Below are 19556 nucleotides of genomic sequence, written 5' to 3'. Positions count from 1 at the left end.
TCACGCGACGAGGAGGAGCACCAGCAGCGCCACGTTGAGCAGGACCACCAGCCCGACGACGACGCACAGCACGGCGTGCAGCCACGGCCCGTTGCGGTCGGCGCCCATGAGCCCGCGGTCGCGGCCGTACCGCACGAGCGGGACCAGGGCGAACGGGATGCCGAAGCTGAGGACGACCTGGCTGAGCACGAGCGTCCACGTGGGGTCCGCGCCGAGGGCGAGCAGCACGATCGCCGGCACCAGCGTGACGACCCGGCGCAGCAGCAGCGGGAAGCGCCGGCGCAGCAGGCCCTCCATGATCGTCGCGCCCGCGTAGGCGCCCACGGACGTCGACGCGAGCCCCGACGCGAGCAGGCCGATCGCGAACGCCAGCCCGACCGCCGGGCCCAGCGCGCCGACGATCGCGGCGTGCGCGCCCTCGATCGTGTCGGTGCCCTCGGCTCCCTGCAGCCCGGACGCGGCGAGCAGGAGCAGGCCGATGTTGACGGCACCGGCCACGACCAGCGCGACGGCGACGTCCCAGCGCGTGGCGCGCAGCAGACGGCGACGCGCCGGCCCCTCGGGCGCGCGCCCGTGCCGGTCCCGCGCGAGCGCCGAGTGCACGTAGATGGCGTGCGGCATGACGGTCGCCCCCAGCATGCTCGCGGCGAGCAGCACCGAGTCGGTCCCGGCGAACCGCGGGACGAGCCCGCCGAGCACGCCGCCCGCGCCGGGCGGGGAGACGATCAGCCCGGCCAGGAACCCCACGGTGATGACGACGAGCAGCGCCACGACGACGGCCTCGAAACGACGCTGGCCGTACCGGTCCTGCGTCGCGAGCAGCACGATCGACGCGACACCGACGATCAGCCCGCCGAGCGGCAGCGGGACGCCGAACAGCAGGTACAGGGCGATGGCGCCGCCCACCACCTCGGCGACGTCGGTGGCCGCGGCGACAATCTCGGCCTGGGCCCAGAACGCGAGACGCGGCCCGCGTCGCAGCCGGCCACCCAGCACGCCGGGCAGCGTCTGGCCCGTGACGAGGCCGAGCTTCGCGGACTGGTACTGGACCAGCACGGCCATGGCGTTGGCGGCCACGAGCACCCACAGCAGCAGGTAGCCGTAGCGCGCGCCGGCGGTGAGGTTCGCGGCGACGTTGCCGGGGTCGACGTAGGCGATGGCCGCGACGAACGCGGGGCCGAGCAGCGCGGCGCCGCGGGTCGTGGCGGGCGCAGAAGTTCGCATGGCCGAACTCTAGACATCAGGGTTCCGCAACGCCACGGGGCGACGGTCAGGCGACGGCACGCTCCCACGCGTCGTCCTCGGCACGCCGGAAGCCGACGCGCTGCAGGTACGGCGCCGATCCGGGCGGCGCGGTCGGCACGACGAGCCGGCTCAGGCCATGCGCGGCGAACACGTCCGAGTCGCGGTAGACGAACTCCCCCGGGGTGAAGTCGCGGAACCGCGGGGTCACCCAGTCCAGCACGACCACCCCGGAGCCGTCGCCGCGGTCACGCACCAGCACCACGCCGACCGTCTCGTCCCCGCGCACCACGAGGAACGCCAGCTCCGCGCCCGTCGCGTCCCCACCGGCGGCGTCGTCCCCCGGCACGCTCCGGTGCCGCGCGACGTCGTCGGCGTGCACCGCCAGGACGTGCCGCAGGTACGCGTCGTCGGGGGCGACCTCGACCACCGCGTAGACGTTCGCGTCGGACCGCTCGCGGCGCAGCCGCCACAGCCAGTAGACGTCGATGACGGCGATGGCACCGTTCATCGCGGCGAACGCCCAGATGCCGAACATCGCGTTGTACGCCGTCGCCAGGACGGCACCGACGAGGTTCATGACCCGGAACCGCCACACGCGTGCCTGCATCAGCGACACGACGACCAGCACGGACCCGGCCCACCCGACGACTTCCCACCACGGCATGTCCGCAGGCTAGGCCCCGGCCGTGGAACGTCGAAAAGACGTCGACGTGCGGGTGCGCACCACGGATCGTGGGGGCATGACGACGTGGTCGATCCGTGAGCTGCCCGTGCCGACGTCCCTCGACTCCCCCGGCGCGTGGCTGCTGCACGGCATGGTGGACGCCCAGAACGAGGCGATCCGCGCGGCGTGGGGCAGCGACGACTTCGCGACCACGCCGCTCCGCGCGCTGTCCCAGCTGCAGCACCAGGTCGACAGCCGGCGGCTGCGGTTCGTCGCGGTCGACGAGTCCGCGGACGCCGCCGACCCCGGCCGCGTCCTGGGCTTCGCACGGCTGGACCTGCCGCTCGCGGACAACACCCACAGGGGCTGGCTGGAGATGGGCGTGCGGCCCGGGCACCGGGGCCGTGGCATCGGCGACGCGCTGCACACCGCGGCGTGCGACGCCGCCCGCGCCGAGGGTCGCACGCGTCTGATGACGGAGACCGAGCAGGCCGTGGAGCCGCCCCCGGGCCCCGGGACGCTGGCCGCGCCCACCGGCGAGGGGCTCGTGTCCGGCACCGACGTGCCGGTGCGGTTCGCGCTCGCGCGCGGGTGGACCCTCGAGCAGGTCGTGCGCCACTCGCGTCTGGACCTGCCGCTCGACCTCGCGGTCCTCGAGGAGCACCGCGCCCGTGCCGCCGCGGCCGCGGGCCCCGACTACCGCCCGGTGACGTGGGTCGACGCGACGCCCGCGTCGTTGGTGGAGCAGATGGCCGCGCTGCACGTCAGCATGAGCGAGGACGAGCCGTCCGGGGCGCTCGACGTCGAGCAGGAGGTGTGGGACGCGGCCCGCGTGCTGCGGGACGACGCCCAGACGCTCGGCCGCGGCGAGCACCTGCTGACCACGGCGGTGGAGCACGTGCCGTCGGGCCGGCTCGTCGCGTACTCACAGCTGATGATCCCGCCGCACACCGACGAGTTCGCCGGGCAGGGGGACACGCTGGTCGACCGGGAGCACCGCGGCCACCGGCTCGGCATGCTGGTCAAGGCGGTCCAGCTGCAGCGGCTCGTCGAGCAGCGGCCGTCGGTGCGGCGCATCAGCACGTGGAACGCCGAGGAGAACCGCTGGATGCTCGCGATCAACATCGACCTGGGGTTCCGGCCCGCGGGCGGCTGCGGGGTGTGGCAGCGCAGCCTGTGAGCCGTGGGGTCGGTCGACCCGTGGGGTCGGTCGACCCGTGGGGTCGGTCGAACCGTGGGGTCAGTGCGCGGACGCCGTCGGGCGGCCCAGCGCCCACCAGCCCGACCAGCGCTGCCGCGCCTCGCTGAGCACCGCCTCGTCCAGGCCGTACGTGGACAGCGTCGCGTCGACGGTGCCGTGCGGCGGCCGTTCGACGGCGGGGCGCATGACGAGGACCAGCAGCGACTGCGCGATGCCGTGCAGGTGGATCCCCACCTGGTACTCGCCCTTGTAGAACACCGTGCCGCCGACGCGCGACCCGTCGGGGCGGGTCGCCGCGACGTGACCACGGACCGGCAGGCCGCGCACGCCGTGCAGGCCCGCGCGGAACAGCAGCGGGTCGCTGCGCGTGCCGGCGTCCATGCCGTGCGACACGAGCGTCACGCGGTCCTGGCCCGGGTGCACCTCGAGCGCGAACGCGAGCTGGTGGACGAACTGCATCCAGCCCTCGTCCACCTCGTCGAAGACCCCGTCGAACGTCGACAGCCCGTCGTGGCTGGGCCGCGTCACCGCGACGTGCGTGCGGGCGGGCTCGTCGTCGCGGGCCGTGACGGTCAGCCGGTCGTGGTTGCGCCACGACAGCGAGCGCGTCGTGCGCCCTTCGGCGTGGTGGTGCACCTCGTGCGCGTCGTCCACGAAGATCTCGCGGATCTCGGCGTCCAGCCCGTCGTGGTCCCAGCCGAACCACCTGCGGACGAGGCGCGGGTCGCGCAGGTGCTGCCACACGGTCGCGACGGGGGACTCGATGTCGACGGAGACGACCTCACGACGCTCGAAGGCCATGGCGTTCACCTCGCTGCTCTCGGTGGGACGGGACTCCGCTGTCCCTTCCCGACGTTAGCCGGGCAGCCCCGCCACCGCAGCGGAATCGACGCGCAGGGGGACGCGTGTACCGGGTGCGCACGTCCACCCGGCGGGCGCGAGCGCGCTCAGGCGTCCGACCGCGTCGACGTCGACGACCACCTCGGTCCGCCCGCGTCGCGAGCGCAGCACCTCCACGACCCCCGTGACGCCCGGGCCGGCGTCCCCGGACGCCGCGAGGCGCGGGGACGCCTCCGGGGACAGGTCCGGGGCGACGACGAACGCACCCGCCGCGAGCGCGAGCACCCCGCCGGCGGGCAGCAGCGCGACGCCGGCGTCACGCGCCGCGTCGACGAGCGCACGCACGGCGGTCGGCACGTCCGCGCCGGGCGCGGGCACGTCGACGAACGCCTCGTACCCGAGGAACGCCGCGACGCGCCGGGACGCCGGGCGCGCCCACAGCGCACCGGGTGCGGCGACCTGCAGCAGCCGGCCCGCATCCATCACGGCGACGCGGTCGGCGACGGCGAACGCCTCGTCCTGGTCGTGCGTGACGAACAGCGCGGTCGTGCCGGTGGCGACCAGGACGTCCCGCAGGTCGAGCGCGAGCCGCTCGCGCAGGGCGCGGTCGAGCGCGGACAGCGGCTCGTCGAGCAGCAGCAGGCGGGGCCGGGGCGCCAGGGCACGCGCGAGGGCGACGCGCTGGCGCTCGCCACCGGACAGCGTCGCGACGTCCCGACGCTGCGTGCCGGGCAGACCGACGAGGTCGAGCAGCTCGGCGACGCGGGCCTCGCGCGCCGCGCGGTCACGCCGCTCGGGCAGGCCGTACGCGACGTTGCCGGCCACGTCCCGGTGCGCGAAGAGCTGCCCGTCCTGGAACAGCAGGCCGAACCCGCGCCGGTGCACGGGCACGTCGACGACGGACACCCCGTCCCACGCGACGTCGCCGCCGCTCAGCGGCTCGAGCCCCGCGACGGCGCGCAGCAGCGAGGACTTGCCGCACCCGGACGGCCCGAGCAGGGCCACGACCTCACCGGTCGGCACGGCGAGGTCCACGCCGTCGACGGCCGGCCCCGCCGCACCCGCGTACCGCACGACGACGTCGGCGACCTGCAGACCGTCGCTCACCACGCACCTCCGATCCCCGGGCGGCGCAGCCGCTCGCACACGGCCACGACACCCGCAGTCAGGGCGGCCAGCAGCACGGACGCCGCGAGCGCGGCCCCGTAGTTCTCGGCGCCGGGGCGGCCCAGCAGCCGGAAGATGACGACGGGCAGCGTCGGCTCCTGCGGTCGCGCGAGGAACGACGTGGCACCGAACTCCCCCAGGGACACCGCGAAGGCGAACCCGAGCGCGAGGCCCACGGCCCGCAGGGCGACCGCGAGGTCCACGGTGCGCAGCACGCGGCCGGGCGCCGCACCGAGCGTCGCGGCGACCTCCCGCTGGCGCGGGTCGATCGCGCGCAGCACGGGCAGCACGGTCCGCACGACCAGCGGCACGGCGACGACCGCCTGCGCGACGGCGACCAGCACGGGTGAGGCGCGCAGGTCCACCGGCAGGCCCAGCGGCGCGTCCATGGACACGAGGAACCCGAACCCGACGGTCACGGCCGACACCCCGAGCGGCAGCATGAACAGCGCGTCGAGGCCGGCGACGGCGCGGCGGGCCGACGGGGTGCGGGGGCGCCGCGACACGACGAGCGCGACGAGCCCGCCGACGACCAGGGCGATGAGCGTCGCGTCGACGGCCGTGCGCACGGACGTGCCGGCGGCCTGCCACGCGGACACCGCGAGCGTGTCCTGCGGGACGCCCAGCGCGGCGTAGTTGTCGAGCCCCCAGCCGCGCGGCGTGCGCAGGGAGCGGATCACGAGGTTGAGCAGCGGCAGCGCGAGCAGGCCGCCGGCGGTGACGACGGTGACGACGACGGCCACGGCGTCGAGCGGGTCGCGCAGCCGCACCGGGTGGGCCGTCACGGACGGGACCCCGAGCGTCAGCGCACGCTCCGTCCGGGCGCGCGCGCGGCCGGCGAACGCCAGGGCGCCGACCACGACGACCAGCTGCACGACCGACAGCACGGCTGCGGCCCGCAGGTCGAGGAACTGGGTGGTCTGGATCCAGATCTCCGTCTCGACGGTCCCGTACCGGCGTCCGCCGAGGACGAGGACGGTCCCGAACGCCGTTGCGCAGAACAGGAAGACCAGGGACGCGGCCGACGCGATCGCGGGGCCCAGCGCCGGCAGGGTGACGGTCCGCAGCACGCGCCACGGGGACGCCCCGAGCGCCCGGGCCGCCTGCTCGGCGCGGGGGTCGAGCCTCTCCCACATGCCGCCGACCGTGCGCACCACGACCGCGTAGTTGAAGAACACGAGCGCCAGGACGATCGCGGCGAACGTGCCGTCCAGGCCCAGCCCGCCGAGCAGGCCGCCGTCGACCAGCAGCGAGCGGAACGCGACACCGACCACGACCGTGGGCAGCACGAACGGCACGGTGACGAACGCGCGCAGGGCGCCGCGCCCCCGGAACCGGCAGCGGTACAGCAGGTACGCGCCGGGGATCCCGAGCAGCACGGCCCCGGCCGTGCCGAGCGCGGCCTGCGCGAGCGTCTGGCCCACGACGCGCCACGTGCGCGGGCGCGCGAACACGTCACCGAACCCGCCGAGGTCGAGGCGGCCGTCGGTGAGGAACCCCCGCCCGACGATCTCCAGGACCGGCCACACGAAGAACGCCGTGAGGAACAGCAGCGGTACCCCGACCGCGAGCGCCCACCCCGCCCGGCCCGGCCACCGCCGGGGCGGGCGCGCCGACGGACCCGCCGCGGTGCGCGCGGCGGGTCGGTCGGCGAGGGCGGTCGGCACGGTCAGCCGATCACGGTGTCGGACCACTGCGTGAGCCAGCGCTCCCGGTGGGTGGCGATGTCCGCGGGCGCGACGTCGAACGGCGCGTCCGCCAGCGGCGCCCAGCGCGTCCAGTCGTCGGGCAGCTCGACGGCCGAGCTCACGGGGTACATGTACATCGACGCGGGGACGTCCGCCTGCACCTCGTCGGACAGCAGGAAGTCGAGGAGCCGTGCGGCACCCTCGGGGTTGGCCGCCCCGGCCAGCACCCCGGCGTACTCGACCTGCCGGAAGCACGTGTCGAGCAGGGCACGGGTCGTGGGCGCGTCGCCGCCCTCGGGGACGGTGAACGGCGGCGACGACGCGTAGGACACGACCACGGGACGCGGCCCGTCACCTCCGCCGGCGGTGAAGTCCGTGTAGTACGCCTCGGTCCAGCCGTCGGCGACCTTCAGCCCGTTGTCGCGCAGGCCGGCCCAGTAGTCGACCCAGCCCTCCTCGCCGAACGCCCCGACGCTCGCGAGCAGGAACGCCAGACCCGGGGAGGACGTCACGGGGTCCGGCACGACCACGAGGTCGCGGTACGCCGGGTCGAGCAGCGAGTCCAGGGTCGTCGGCTCGGGCACGCCCTGCTCCGCGAACCACGCGGTGTCGACGTTGAGGCACACGTCACCGAAGTCGATCGCGGTCAGCGCACCGGCGTCGTCACCCGGGACGGCGTACGCGGCCGCGTCGGTGGCCGCGGGAGCGGTGAGCTCGGACGCGACGACGACGCCCTCGTCGAGCGCGCGCGACGCGAACGCGTTGTCGATGCCGTAGACGAGGTCGCCCAGCGGCGCGTCCTTGGTGAGGACGAGCTGGTTGACCAGCGCGCCGGAGTCGGCCTGCTGCACGACCTGCACGTCCAGGCCGCTGTCCTCCTCGAACTGCTCGAGCAGGCCCTCGGAGAGCGCGAACGACTCGTGGGTCACGAGCGTCACGGACCCGGCGCCGCCGGGGGTCGCGTCGGGCGTCGCACCTCCGGTGGCGGAGCACGCGGTCAGCGTCAGGAGCGCCGCGCACGTCGCCGCACCGAGCGCAGCGCGGCGGACGTCCGGGGACCTGCGAGGGCTGGGGGTGGCCATGTGGTGGTCGTCCTCCGTCAGTCGTCGGAGGGGTCCCGTACCGCCACCCGTGGCGCAGCCACAGGTGAGGGCACGGGAGGAGAGAAAGCCCGACTCCCTACGCCGGTATCACCCGGATCAGGTTCGAGGGTCTGCGGCGGTCCGCACTCTCAGCGTCCGTCCCGCCGTCACCGGCGGGTCGACGCTCCCCTGTCGTTCGCGACGATCCTAGCCCCGGACCGCCCTTCCCGAGGGCGGTCCGTCGACGGCGCCGCGGAGCGGGTGGACCGATCTCGAACGCCCCGTCGACCTGTGCGTTCGGCTCGCGACCGGTAGCGTCGTCCCGGACCCACACACAGGAGGTGCCATGTCGGACGACGGGCAGAAGCAGTCGATGACGGCGAAGATCGTCGGTGCGGGTGTCACCCTCATCGCGGCGTGGGCCGTGCAGAAGATCATCAACGCGGCCTGGAAGAAGGCGAAGGGCCACGAGCTGCCCTCGCCCGACTCGACCGCCGACGACATCAAGTTCAGCGAGGTCGCCGCCGCCGCCGCGATCAGCGGTGCCGCCATCTCGCTGTCCCGCGTCCTCGCGACGCGCGGCGCCGCGAAGCTCGCCGGGCGCGCTCGCCACTAGCGCTCCGGCGCCCCGCCATGGACGTCGTCGTCGTCGGTTCCGGCCCCAACGGTCTTGCCGCTGCGGTCACGATGGCTCGTGCGGGCCTGTCGGTCACGGTGCTCGAGGCCCAGCCGACCGTGGGCGGCGGCGCCCGCACGCTCGATCTCGGCCTCGCCGACGGCGTGGTCCACGACGTGTGCTCCGCCGTCCACCCCATGGCGTGGGCGTCGCCGTTCTTCCAGGCGTTCGGGCTCGAGCGGCGCGTCGACCTGCTGGTCCCCGAGGTGTCGTTCGCGCAGCCGCTCCCGGGCGGCCGCGCCGGCCTCGCCTGGCACGACCTCGACCGGACGGTCGCCGACCTGGGTGAGGACGGCCCGGCGTGGCGCTCGCTCGTCGGTGAGCTGTCGCGACGCAGTCCCGACGTCGTGCGCGCGGCGCTGTTCGACAAGCGCACCCTGCCCGCCGGGCTGCTGCCCGCCGGGCTTCCCGGTGCGCTGCGGTTCGGCCTCGGCGTGCTCGAGCAGGGGACACCCGCCTGGGGCGCACGGTTCCGCGGCGACGTCGCCCCGGCCCTGCTGACCGGGGTCGCCGCGCACGCGATCTCTCCCCTGCCCAGCCCCGCGGCCGCCGGGACCGCGCTGCTGCTGGCGACGCTCGCCCACGTCGGCCAGGGGTGGCCCATCCCGCGGGGCGGGTCGGGTGCGATCGTGCAGGCGCTCGTCGACGACCTCGCCGCGCACGGCGGCACGGTCGTCACGGACCACCCGGTGCGCTCGCGCCGGGACCTGCCCCCGGCCGGCTGCTACCTGTTCGACACGACGCCGCGCGGTCTCGTGGAGGTCCTGGGCGACGAGCTGCCCGCGCGCCGTCGCGCGGCGCTCGAGCGTTACCGGCACGGGAACGCCGCGGCCAAGGTCGACTTCGTGCTGGACGGTCCGGTGCCGTGGGCGCACCCCGACGTGGGCCGGGCGGGCACCGTGCACGTCGGAGGCACGCGGACGGAGATGGCCCGCGCCGAGGCCGACGTGCACGCGGGGCGGCACGCCGAGCTGCCGATGGTGCTCGCGAGCGACCCGTCCGTCGTCGACCCGGGCCGCGAGCACGCCGGGCTGCGGCCGCTGTGGACGTACGCGCACGTGCCCGCCGGGTCGGACGTGGACGTGACGGAGGGGGTCACGCGGCACGTCGAGCGCTACGCGCCGGGCTTTCGCGACGTCGTCGTCGCGTCGCGGTGCGTCCCCGCCTCGCAGATGTCGCACCACAACGCCAACTGGGTGGGGGGCGACATCGCGACGGGGGCGGTCGGCCTGCAGCAGATGTTCGCGCGGCCCACGGCCGCGCTCGACCCCTACGCGGCCGGCGTCGCCGGGGTGTACCTGTGCTCCGCCGCGACCCCGCCGGGTCCGGGCGTCCACGGTCTCGGCGGGTGGTTCGCCGCGAGCCGCGCGCTGCGCCGCGAGTTCGGGATCCGCGTGCGATCGGTCTTCGCGAGCTGAGGCTGCTCGGACGACCCGCTCAGACGTCCTCGTCGCGGCGCGGTCCGCCCGACTGGGTGTCGTCCAGGTCGCGCGACAGCTCGTCGACCACCAGCAGATCGTTGCGGACCTTCCCGGTGCGGAAGCCCGCGCGCCCGACCATGTGCGCGGCGACCGGCGCCGTCAGCATCTGGAAGACCGCGACGAGCACGAGCGCCCACACCGCGCCGCCCTCGCGCAGGCGCAGCGCCAGCCCGATCAGCACGAGCACCAGGCCCAGCACCTGCGGCTTGGTCCCGGCGTGCATGCGCGCCAGCAGGTCGGGGAAGCGCAGGGCACCCACGCCTGCGGCGAACGCGAAGAACGCACCGCCCAGCAGGCAGATCACCGAGACGACGTCCGCCGCCGTCTCCCACACCGGCGTCATCGCGCCTCCTCGTCGGCCGGACCACCGTGGTGCTCGTCGTCCGGCTCCGCCTCGATGGTGTCCCGCGAGCTCGGGGCCACGGCGTCCTCGGCCGCACGGTTCTCGTCCTCGACCGCCCGCCGCTCGTCCTCAGCCGCGCGCCGCTCGTCCTCGGCCACGCGCACCTCGTCCTCGACGGCCCGACGACGCCGGCGGCGAGCCTCCTCCTCCTGCTGCTCGAGGCGGCGCTTCTCCGCCTCCTCGGCGGCGACCTCCTCGCGCGTGCGGACGCGGCCCTCGCCCTCGGGCTCGACGGCCGCGAAGCGCGCGACGGTGACCGACCCGACGAACCCGACGAGCGAGAGCACCACGAGCAGCGGCACGACGTCCGCGCGTCGGAAGTACGCGGCGTACAGCGCGACGCCGGCGATCATCGTCGTGACGACGATGTCGAGCGCGACCGTGCGGTCGAGGATCGACGGGCCCTTCTCCGCCCGCACGATCGCCAGGGCGGCACCGAGGGTCAGCAGCACGCCGCCGACCACGACGACCACGTCGATCGGGCTCATCGTGACGCCACCTCCCGGTCACGGCCCCGGCGCTGCAGACCGGCGTCCGCCAGCTCCTCGTCGGACGCGAGCGCCCGCAGCACCCGCGCCTCCTGGTCGAGGACCGACTGCCGGGCCTTCTCGACCCCGCCGCTGGTCTCCACGTCGAGGACGTGCACGTACAGGCGACCCGTGAGGCGGTGCGCCTCGACGATGATCGACCCCGGCACGAGGGACACGAGCTCGGCCGTCATGGTCAGGTACAGGTCGGAGTGGCTGCGCAGCTGCACGCAGATGACCGCACCCCGCGGCGTGTACCGGGGGCGCAGCGCGACGATGCTGACCTCGAACGACGCCCTGACCAGGTCGAGCGCGAACCGTCCCAGCAGGACCAGCAGCCCGAGCGGGTGCACGCGTCCGCGGAAGTCGACGGGAGTCATCCGCAGGCCCACCGTCACGAGCAGGCCGAGCAGGGCGCCGTTGACGATGTTGCCCCAGGTGACGTCGCCCCACAGCAGCACCCACACGACGGTGAGCCAGGCGATCGTCGCCCACTGGAAGCGCCAGCCGGTGCGGCGCGGGTGCAGGCTCATCCGCCGACCTCCGCGTCCTGGGGCGCGTCCTCGGTGGTGTCCTCGGTGGCGTCCTCGGTGGCGTCCTCGGCCGCGCGCTGCGACTCGCCCTCGCCGCGCTGACCGTCGGGCAGGACGGCCTCGATGTACGGCCAGCGGGACTGCAGCGTCTGCGCGGCGCGGCCCGTGTACGCGTACAGCGGACCGGCGAAGACGGTCAGCGCGAGGCTGAACACGACGAGCGCCGCGGTCGGCGCGACCATCATGACGGGCACGCGGTTGGCCGGCAGCTCCTCGGGCGGGCTCTGCCAGAACGCCTTGTTCCACGCCTTGATCAGCGCGTACAGCGTCAGCAGCGACGTGACGACGGACCCGGCGACGAGCGCGTACGCCACCGGCGTCCCCACCTCGACACCCGCCTCCAGCAGCCCGACCTTGCCGAGGAACCCGGAGAACGGCGGGATCCCGCCCAGGTTCATGGCGGGCACGAAGAACAGCACGGCCAGGACCGGCGTCATCTTCGCGAGGCCGCCGAGGCGGTCCAGCGACGTCGTCCCGCCGAAGCGTTCGACGAGGCCGACGACGAGGAACAGCGCCGTCTGCACGGTGATGTGGTGCGCGACGTAGTAGATGGCCGCGGTCCAGCCGTGGACGCTGCCGAGCGCGATGCCGAACATCATGTACCCGATGTGGCTCACCAGGGTGAACGACAGCAGACGTTTGACGTCGTCCTGCGCGACGGCACCGAGGATGCCCACGAGCATGGTCGCCAGCGCGACCCACAGCAGGATGTCGTCGAGCTGCCCGCCGGGGAACAGCAGCGTCTGGGTGCGGATGATCGCGTAGACGCCGACCTTGGTGAGCAGGCCCGCGAACACGGCCGTGACGGGTGCCGGAGCCGTCGGGTAGGAGTCCGGCAGCCAGGACGACAGCGGGAACACGGCCGCCTTGATGCCGAACGCGAGGAGCAGCATCGACTGCAGCACGAGCCGCACGCCCGGGTCGATCTCCTGCAGCCGGATCGCGAGCTGTGCGAGGTTCACCGTGCCGACGGCCGCGTAGATCGCGGCGATCGCGACGAGGAACAGCACGGACGACAGGATCGCGACGACGACGTAGATCGTGCCCGCGCGGATGCGCTCCGTCGTGCCGGACAGCGTGATGAGCACGTACGACGCGGCCAGCAGGATCTCGAAGCCCACGTAGATGTTGAACAGGTCCCCCGACAGGAACGCGTTCGCGACGCCCGCGGACAGCACGAGGTACGTGGGGTGGAAGATCGAGATGGGCGCGAAGCGCTCGCCGTCCTCCCGGCCCTGTGCCAGGGAGTAGACGAGGACGCACAGGATCACGACCGACGACACCGTGAGCATCAGCGCCGACAGGCGGTCCGCGACGAGGCTGATCCCGACGGGCGCCGCCCAGTCGCCGACCTCGACGACGACCGGCCCGGCGTCCGCGATCACGAGCAGCGTGGCCGACACCGCGGCCACGAGCGTCAGCGTCACGAGCGTGACGATGCGCTGCAGGCGCGGGCGGCGGTACAGCGCGAGCGCCAGGCCCGCGGCCGACAGCGGCAGCACCACGGGCAGGGGGACGAGCCAGCTCCAGTCGGTCATCGTCCCTCCTCCCGGTGCGTGTGGTCGGTGCGTGGCGGCGGCGGCTCTGACGGTGCGTCGTCGAACGCGCCGCCCTCGTCCATCTCGTCACGCGCGGTGGCGGCCTCCTCGTCGAGCGTCTCGCCGTCGGACTCGGTGTCGGCGTCCTCGAAGGCGCGCTCGTCGCGCGCCGCGAGGCGCACGATGCGGCGGTCCTCGACGTCGTCCTGCACCTCGTCGTGACGGTGCAGCTGCCACGACCGGTAGGCCATCGCGAGCAGGAACGCGGTCAGCCCGAGCGTGATGACGATCGCCGTGAGGATGAGGGCCTGCGGCAGCGGGTCGCTCATCGGCCGGTCGGACGCGACCCCGATGATCGGCGGCGCCCCCGCGGCCCCGCCCGCGACGAGGATCAGCAGGTTCGTGCCGTTGCCGAGCAGGACGATGCCCAGCAGGATCCGCGTCAGGCTGCGCTCGAGGACGAGGTAGACGCCGACGGTGAACAGCACGCCGATCGTCACGACGAACACGATGTTGGGGCTCATGACGACGTCGGTCACGGGACCACCCCCGCGTTCGTGCCGCCCCGGTCGGTCGGCGGGCCGGAGCCGTCGCCCTGCCCCCGCGCGACCACGACGTGGTCGTAGCCGCTGACGGCGTGCTCGGCGACGTCGTCCTCCCCGGTCTCGGCGCGGCGGTCGATCTCGGCGCCCACGCTGCGCAGGATGTCGAGCACGAGCCCGACGACCACCAGGTACACCCCCACGTCGAAGAACAGGCTGGTGACGAGCTTGACCTCCCCCCAGATCGGGAGGTGGAACTCGAGGATCCAGGACTCCAGCACGTTGCCGCCGACGAACAGCGCGACGAGGCCGACGCCGGCCGACAGGAACAGGCCCGTCCCGAGCAGCACGCCGGGCTGCACGGGCGCGGCCTCGCCCAGCTCGTAGCGCCCGCCGGCGAGGTAGCGCACGGCCAGCGCGATGCCCGTCACCAGGCCGGCGGCGAACCCGCCGCCGGGCTGGTTGTGCCCGCTGAACAGCAGGAACGCGGAGTACACGATCATCGTGTGGAACAGCAGCCGTACGACGACCTCGAAGATGACCGAGCGACGCTGCGGCGCGACCGTGCGCCCCGCACGCAGCCACTCGCGGGCGCGTGACCCCACGGCCCGGTTGGTGCCACGCACCGGCGTCGTGGGTGCCTCGACGTCGGGGGCGGCCTGCGCCGGCGCACTGCTCGGGCGGCGCAGCGAGGCCATCGGGTCCGGCGTCCCGCCCCACACGGCGCGGTCGGCGGGCGCCTCGCGCTCGCGGAAGATCCGGCCGCCGCGGGCGGACAGGAAGACCAGGGAGGCGACGCCGGTCGCGGCCACGAGCAGCACCGAGATCTCACCCATCGTGTCCCAGGCGCGGATGTCGACGAGCGTCACGTTCACGATGTTCTTGCCGCCGCCGAACTCGTAGGCCTCGGTCGCGAAGTCCGCGGACACGGGCGCGTGGATGCGGGCCGAGGGTGCGACCAGCGCGACCCCGGCGACGACGAGGCCGACGGCCAGTCCCAGCCCGAGCCGCAGCCACCGGGACGTCGCCAGCGGGCGGTCCGAGAAGTACGGGGGGAGCCGGCGGAGCACGAGCACGAACACGACGAGCGTGATCGTCTCCACGAGCACCTGGGTGACCGCGAGGTCGGGGGCGCCGTAGAGCAGGAACATGCCGGCGATCGAGTACCCGCTGATGCCCGCGAGGATGACCGCCTTGAGGCGCCGGCGGGCGCGCGCCACGAGGATCGCCGAGACGATCGCCGCCCCCGCGAACACCGTCTGCGCCGCGTAGTCCCACGGGCGGACCTCGGTGGGCAGCGACGTGCCGACGATCAGCGCCGACCCGACCGACACGACCCAGGTGAACAGGATGACGCCGAGGTACAGGGGCAGCGAACCACGCTGCGTGACGGCCGTGACGTCGGCCGCGAGGTCGTCGAGCTTGCGCATCGCCCGGCGGTAGGTGTGGTCGGCCTCGAGCAGGTGCGGCACGCGCGCCTGCCACCGCTCGACCTTGTCGCGCACGAGGAACAGCAGGCCCCCGGCGCCGAGGATGCCGACCGTGAGCCACAGCACGAGGCCGAAGCCGCCCCACAGCAGCAGGTGCCCGGGCTCGCCGACCGGGTACGTCGCCGCGTACGGCGCGAGCAGGTGCTCACCGAGCTGCGGCAGCAGCGCGACGGCCAGCCCGAGGAACGACAGGATCAGCGCGGGCCACGTCAGCACGAACGACGGGCGCGTCACGGGCGCCGGCTCGACGGACTCGTCCCCGCCGGCGGCGAGCGACGTCGTGGTGGCGATGCCCTCGGAGTCCTGCGTCTTGGACTGCGGCACGAGCGCGTCCTTGGTCGCGAACGCGCCCCACCAGAACCGCAGCCCGTACGCGACGGTCAGCGCCGACCCGACGACGACGGCCGCCAGGACGATCCAGCCGACCGTGCCGTCCTCGAGGTGGGCGACCCCCTCGAGGCCGGCCTCCTTGGCGACGTACCCCGCGAACGGCGGCAGCCCGATCATCGACGCGGTGGCCAGGCCACCGGCGAGCGCGGTCCACGGCAGGGCACGCCCCACGCCGGACAGGCGCCGCAGGTCACGGGTGCCGCACGCGACGTCGACCGTGCCGACGACGAGGAACAGCGCCGCCTTGAACATCGCGTGGGCGCCGAGCATCGCCAGGCCCGCGAGCGCGGTCGCCTGCGTGCCCAGGCCGACGAGCAGGATGATCAGGCCGAGCTGGCTCACGGTGCCGAACGCGAGCACGAGCTTGAGGTCGTGCTGGCGCAGGGCGCGGTACCCGCCGAGCAGCAGCGTCCCGCAGCCGAGCACCACGATCGTCCAGCGCCACACCGGCAACTCGGAGTACGCGGGGGCGAACCGGGCGACCAGGTAGACGCCGGCCTTCACCATGGCCGCGGCGTGCAGGTACGCGCTCACGGGCGTCGGCGCGGCCATGGCCGCGGGCAGCCAGAAGTGGAACGGGATCAGCGCGGACTTGGTCGCGGCGCCCGCGAGCAGGCACGCGACCGCGGCGACCACCGCGGAGGACGCCGCCGGGGGGTCGGCGATGACCGCCGACATCGAGTACGTGCCCGCCGCCTGGCCCAGGATGACGACGCCGACGAGCATCGCCAGGCCGCCTGCGGTGGTCACGATGATCGCCTGCATGGCGGCGCGACGGCTCGCCTTGCGGTCCGCGTAGTGCCCGATGAGCAGGTACGACGTGACGGTCGTGAGTTCCCAGAACACGAACATCAGCAGCATGTCGTCGGCGGTGACGAGGCCGAGCATCGAGCCGGCGAACGCGGTGAACACCCCGCCGAACCTGCCGAGCCCGGACGCGGTCGGCGAGAAGTACGCCGCGCAGTAGACCAGGACGAGCGCGCCGACGCCCCCGACGACGACCGTCATGAGCCACGACAGCGTGTCGAGCCGGAAGCTCAGGTCGAGGCCCAGCGCGGGCACCCACTCGACGAGCTCGGCCGGGCCGTTGCCGGACTGCACCTCCCCCGTCCACGACAGCGCCCACACGACCGCCGACGCGGGCGCCAGCGCCAGCGCCCAGAACGCGCGACGCCCCCACCAGCGGAAGAGCACGGGCGCGACGAGGGCCGCTGCGAGGTGAATCGTCAGCAGCAGCAGCACGTCCGGCTCCGTCCGTGTCGGGGGCGGGTGGTCGGTCGGTCAGGTCCTGTGTGGTCCGACCCGACGACGACGACGGGCCGGGGGCGCGGTCCGAACTCGCTCACGCGAGACCCGGGGCCGCGGCCCGAAGTTGGGAAGGTGCGACCACGCGCGGCGCCGTCGACCCTGCAGGCGGACCCGGGGCGCTGGCCGTCGGGTTCCCGCTGGTCGGGAGCGTCGTGGTGGGTGCTGGGAACGCGTCGATATTACCAACCGCTGAGCGTGCTCCCCGGTCACGGCCCGGCATGACGCGGTGTGCGCGACACCACGCGCGCCGCGGCCTGCCGATCCCGCACGGGTCGTCGTGACCGCGGTCCGGGCGACCCACGTGCGCGCCGGGCCGGGACGTTAGGTTGGCCGCGTGGACGCGTTGCAGGTGGTGGCGGTCGTGCTGGCGGCAGTGGCGACGGTGGTGGGTGTGGCGGTGTTCGCCCGGGGCGTCGTCGCCATCGTACGGACCGTGCGCACGGGCCGTCCGCTGCCGGGACGCTGGGCGCCCGTCGGGCCGCGGCTCGCGACGCTCGTGCGCGAGGTGCTCGGCCACGGGCGGTTCCAGCAGCGTCCGGCCGTGCGGGCGGCGCACTGGGTCGTCATGGTGTCGTTCCCCGTGCTGGTCGTCACGCTGCTGACGGGCTACGGGCAGCTCGTGGACCCGCGGTACGGGCTGCCGCTCGTCGGCCACTGGGCGCCGCTCGAGTGGGCGGTCGAGGCGTTCGCGTGGCTGGGGCTGCTGGGCATCGGGTACCTGATCGTGCTGCGGCAGCGCGTGCGTCCGCGTGCGGACGAGTCGGAGGTCACGCAACGGCGGTCCCGGTTCTTCGGGTCCAACCAGGTGTGGGCGTACGTCGTCGAGGCGACGATCCTGCTGGTCGTCGTCGCGGTGCTGGTGCTGCGTGGGCTGGAGTACGCGCTCGGGGTGCAGGACGGCGAGGCGTGGGCCACCGCGCTGCACTTCCCGCTCACCGCGTGGTTCGGGTCGGCGTGGACGTCGGCGTCGCCGGACGCGCTGGCGACGGCCGTGGTCGTCGTCGCGCTGGTGAAGATCCTGGTGTCGATGGCGTGGTTCGTCGTCGTCGGGATGCTGCCCACGATGGGCGTGGCGTGGCACCGGTTCCTCGCGATCGTCAACGTGTACGCCCGCCGGGAGCCGGACGGTGCGCCCGCGCTGGGCCCGCTCGTGCCGCTGCGGGACGCCGCGGGCGAGCCGCTCGACCTCACGGCCGTCGACGACCTGCCCGAGGACCTGCGCCTGGGCGTCGGCGCCATCGAGGACCTGCCCTGGAAGGGGCTGCTCGACGTCGCGACGTGCACCGAGTGCGGCCGCTGCCAGGACCAGTGCCCCGCGTGGGCGACCGGCAAGCCGCTGAGCCCCAAGCTGCTGACGCTCGCGCTGCGCGACCACGCGGCCGCCACCGCGCCGTACGTGCAGGCGGCGCGCGCCGCGGGGGCGTCGGCCGACGCGCTGGCGGACCCGCACCTGGGCGTCGACCTGGTCGCGTCCGGCGTCATCGACCCCGACGTGCTGTGGGCGTGCACGATGTGCGGCGCGTGCGTGCAGCAGTGCCCCGTCGACATCGAGCACGTCGACACCATCGTCGACATCCGCCGCTACCAGACGCTCATGGAGTCGGCGTTCCCTGCCGAGCTGGGCGGCACGTTCACCAAGATGGAGCGGCGCGGCAACCCGTGGGGCCTGCCCGCGCGCCAGCGCCTCGACTGGGCCAAGGGCCTGGAGTTCGACGTGCCGGTCGTCGGGGTCGACCTGGAGTCCACCGCCGAGGTCGACTGGCTGTTCTGGGTCGGCTGCGCCGGAGCCTTCGAGGACCGCGCCAAGAAGACGACGCGCGCGGTGGCCGAGCTGCTGCACGCCGCTGGCGTCACGTTCGCGGTGCTCGGCGACGGCGAGACGTGCACGGGCGACCCCGCCCGGCGCGCGGGCAACGAGGCGCTGTACCAGATGCTCGCGGCGCAGAACGTCGAGACCCTGAACGAGGTCGGCGCGCAGCGCATCGTCGTCACGTGCGCGCACTGCTTCAACACGATCTCCCGCGAGTACCCCGCGATGGGCGGCCGGTACGAGGTGGTCCACCACACGCAGCTGCTCGACACGCTCGTCGGCGAGGGGCGGCTGCGGTTCGCGCCGGGCGTGGGCGAGGACGCCGACGGGACCACCGTGACGTACCACGACCCCTGCTACCTGGGCCGTCACAACCAGGTGTACGAGCCGCCGCGCGAGCTGCTGGCCGCGGCCGGCGTCACGCTCGCCGAGATGCCGCGCAACCGCGAGACGTCGTTCTGCTGCGGTGCGGGCGGCGCACGCATGTGGATGGAGGAGACGATCGGCGAGCGCATCGGCACGGTCCGCGCCGCCGAGGCCGTCGCGACAGGTGCGAGCGCCATCGCCACGGCGTGCCCGTTCTGCACGGTCATGCTCAGTGACGGCGTCGCGGCGCACGCGCGGGCGTCGCACGACGACGCGCCGCAGGACGGGACGACGCCCGTCAACCGCGGCACGCGTCCCGCCCCCGGCGCTGCGACGACCGGTACGCAGGAGCCCGCCGGACCACGTCGGGCTGCTGCCGCCCCGGCGCAGCCGCAGGTCGGGGTCCCCGAGGTCGCCGACATCGCCGTCCTGCTGCGCGACCGGCTGGCCGACCGCCGCTGACGTCGGCCGTCGACGGCTCCGTCAGAACCCGTCGACCGTGATGGACCACGTCGACTCGGCGGGCACACGCACCGTCGTCGCCC

The 19556-nt window shown here is 74.4% G+C and carries 16 protein-coding genes and 1 riboswitch; of the genes, 4 read left to right on the top strand and 12 right to left on the bottom strand.

The annotated features are described in order from the left end of the window. Together NP048_RS01310 and NP048_RS01305 are read right to left on the bottom strand one after the other, a co-directional pair. Nucleotides 1–1224, bottom strand: a complete 1224-nt coding sequence (locus NP048_RS01310) for an Nramp family divalent metal transporter (protein ID WP_227577169.1) — start codon at nucleotides 1222–1224, stop codon at nucleotides 1–3. A gap of 46 nt (nucleotides 1225–1270) precedes the next feature. After that, the gene (locus tag NP048_RS01305; protein WP_227577168.1) at nucleotides 1271–1909 is read right to left on the bottom strand and encodes a hypothetical protein; all 639 of its coding nucleotides are present in this window, start codon (nucleotides 1907–1909) and stop codon (nucleotides 1271–1273) included. 76 nt (nucleotides 1910–1985) lie between these two features. Here NP048_RS01305 and NP048_RS01300 point away from each other — a divergent pair, with 76 nt between their 5' ends. Then, nucleotides 1986–3089, top strand: coding sequence for a GNAT family N-acetyltransferase (locus NP048_RS01300; RefSeq protein ID WP_227577167.1), 1104 nt, complete (start codon nucleotides 1986–1988; stop codon nucleotides 3087–3089). Between the two features lie 60 nt (nucleotides 3090–3149). On the opposite strand, the gene NP048_RS01295 is transcribed toward NP048_RS01300, so the two are convergent. The 4 genes from NP048_RS01295 to NP048_RS01280 are packed head-to-tail and all read right to left on the bottom strand — an operon-like array spanning nucleotide 3150 to nucleotide 7887. Next, on the bottom strand, nucleotides 3150–3911 hold the full coding sequence (locus tag NP048_RS01295; RefSeq protein WP_227577166.1) for an SRPBCC family protein: 762 nt from the start codon (nucleotides 3909–3911) through the stop codon (nucleotides 3150–3152). Between the two features lie 54 nt (nucleotides 3912–3965). Continuing rightward, entirely contained in the window at nucleotides 3966–5057 is a 1092-nt protein-coding gene (locus NP048_RS01290; protein WP_227577165.1) for an ABC transporter ATP-binding protein, read from the bottom strand. Next, a complete protein-coding gene (locus NP048_RS01285; RefSeq protein WP_372456816.1) occupies nucleotides 5054–6784 on the bottom strand; it encodes an ABC transporter permease in 1731 nt (576 codons plus the stop codon). The genes NP048_RS01290 and NP048_RS01285 overlap by 4 nt, the downstream gene beginning before the upstream one ends. Before the next feature lie 2 nt (nucleotides 6785–6786). Further along, a complete protein-coding gene (locus tag NP048_RS01280; RefSeq protein WP_227577164.1) occupies nucleotides 6787–7887 on the bottom strand; it encodes a thiamine ABC transporter substrate-binding protein in 1101 nt (366 codons plus the stop codon). 77 nt (nucleotides 7888–7964) lie between these two features. Continuing rightward, nucleotides 7965–8088, bottom strand: a riboswitch (TPP riboswitch). A 145-nt stretch (nucleotides 8089–8233) separates the two neighbouring features. Here NP048_RS01280 and NP048_RS01275 point away from each other — a divergent pair. Further along, complete coding sequence (locus NP048_RS01275) at nucleotides 8234–8503, top strand: DUF4235 domain-containing protein (protein WP_227577163.1); 270 nt, start codon at nucleotides 8234–8236, stop codon at nucleotides 8501–8503. Nucleotides 8504–8520: 17 nt separating this feature from the next. Continuing rightward, on the top strand, nucleotides 8521–9981 hold the full coding sequence (locus NP048_RS01270) for a phytoene desaturase family protein (RefSeq protein ID WP_227577162.1): 1461 nt from the start codon (nucleotides 8521–8523) through the stop codon (nucleotides 9979–9981). Between the two features lie 19 nt (nucleotides 9982–10000). Here the strand turns inward: NP048_RS01270 and mnhG are convergent, their stop codons facing one another. From mnhG to NP048_RS01240, 6 genes are read right to left on the bottom strand one after another with little or no spacing between them, the layout of a single operon-like run. Beyond that, nucleotides 10001–10387: a monovalent cation/H(+) antiporter subunit G gene (gene mnhG / locus NP048_RS01265; protein WP_227577161.1), complete on the bottom strand. Its 387-nt coding sequence runs from the start codon at nucleotides 10385–10387 to the stop codon at nucleotides 10001–10003. Continuing rightward, complete coding sequence (locus tag NP048_RS01260; protein ID WP_227577160.1) at nucleotides 10384–10935, bottom strand: MrpF/PhaF family protein; 552 nt, start codon at nucleotides 10933–10935, stop codon at nucleotides 10384–10386. Before NP048_RS01260 ends, mnhG begins: the two co-directional genes overlap by 4 nt. Further along, nucleotides 10932–11507 carry a Na+/H+ antiporter subunit E gene (locus tag NP048_RS01255; RefSeq protein WP_227577159.1) on the bottom strand — a complete coding sequence of 192 codons (576 nt, stop codon included), beginning with the start codon at nucleotides 11505–11507 and terminating at the stop codon, nucleotides 10932–10934. Before NP048_RS01255 ends, NP048_RS01260 begins: the two co-directional genes overlap by 4 nt. Continuing rightward, nucleotides 11504–13105 carry a Na+/H+ antiporter subunit D gene (locus NP048_RS01250; RefSeq protein ID WP_227577158.1) on the bottom strand — a complete coding sequence of 534 codons (1602 nt, stop codon included), beginning with the start codon at nucleotides 13103–13105 and terminating at the stop codon, nucleotides 11504–11506. Before NP048_RS01250 ends, NP048_RS01255 begins: the two co-directional genes overlap by 4 nt. Next, nucleotides 13102–13629, bottom strand: a complete 528-nt coding sequence (locus tag NP048_RS01245) for a Na(+)/H(+) antiporter subunit C (RefSeq protein WP_227577224.1) — start codon at nucleotides 13627–13629, stop codon at nucleotides 13102–13104. Before NP048_RS01245 ends, NP048_RS01250 begins: the two co-directional genes overlap by 4 nt. 11 nt (nucleotides 13630–13640) lie before the next feature. Then, on the bottom strand, nucleotides 13641–16769 hold the full coding sequence (locus NP048_RS01240) for a Na+/H+ antiporter subunit A (protein ID WP_227577157.1): 3129 nt from the start codon (nucleotides 16767–16769) through the stop codon (nucleotides 13641–13643). A gap of 400 nt (nucleotides 16770–17169) precedes the next feature. Between NP048_RS01240 and NP048_RS01235 the strand changes: the two genes are divergently transcribed. Then, nucleotides 17170–19473 carry a (Fe-S)-binding protein gene (locus tag NP048_RS01235; protein WP_227577156.1) on the top strand — a complete coding sequence of 768 codons (2304 nt, stop codon included), beginning with the start codon at nucleotides 17170–17172 and terminating at the stop codon, nucleotides 19471–19473. The last annotated feature ends 83 nt before the right edge of the window (nucleotides 19474–19556 follow it).

It is taken from the genome of Cellulomonas xiejunii (genome assembly GCF_024508315.1).
Lineage (GTDB): Bacteria > Actinomycetota > Actinomycetes > Actinomycetales > Cellulomonadaceae > Cellulomonas > Cellulomonas xiejunii.
The sequence above is the reverse complement of the archived record's forward strand: the minus strand, read 5'-3'. Positions and strand labels throughout refer to the sequence as shown.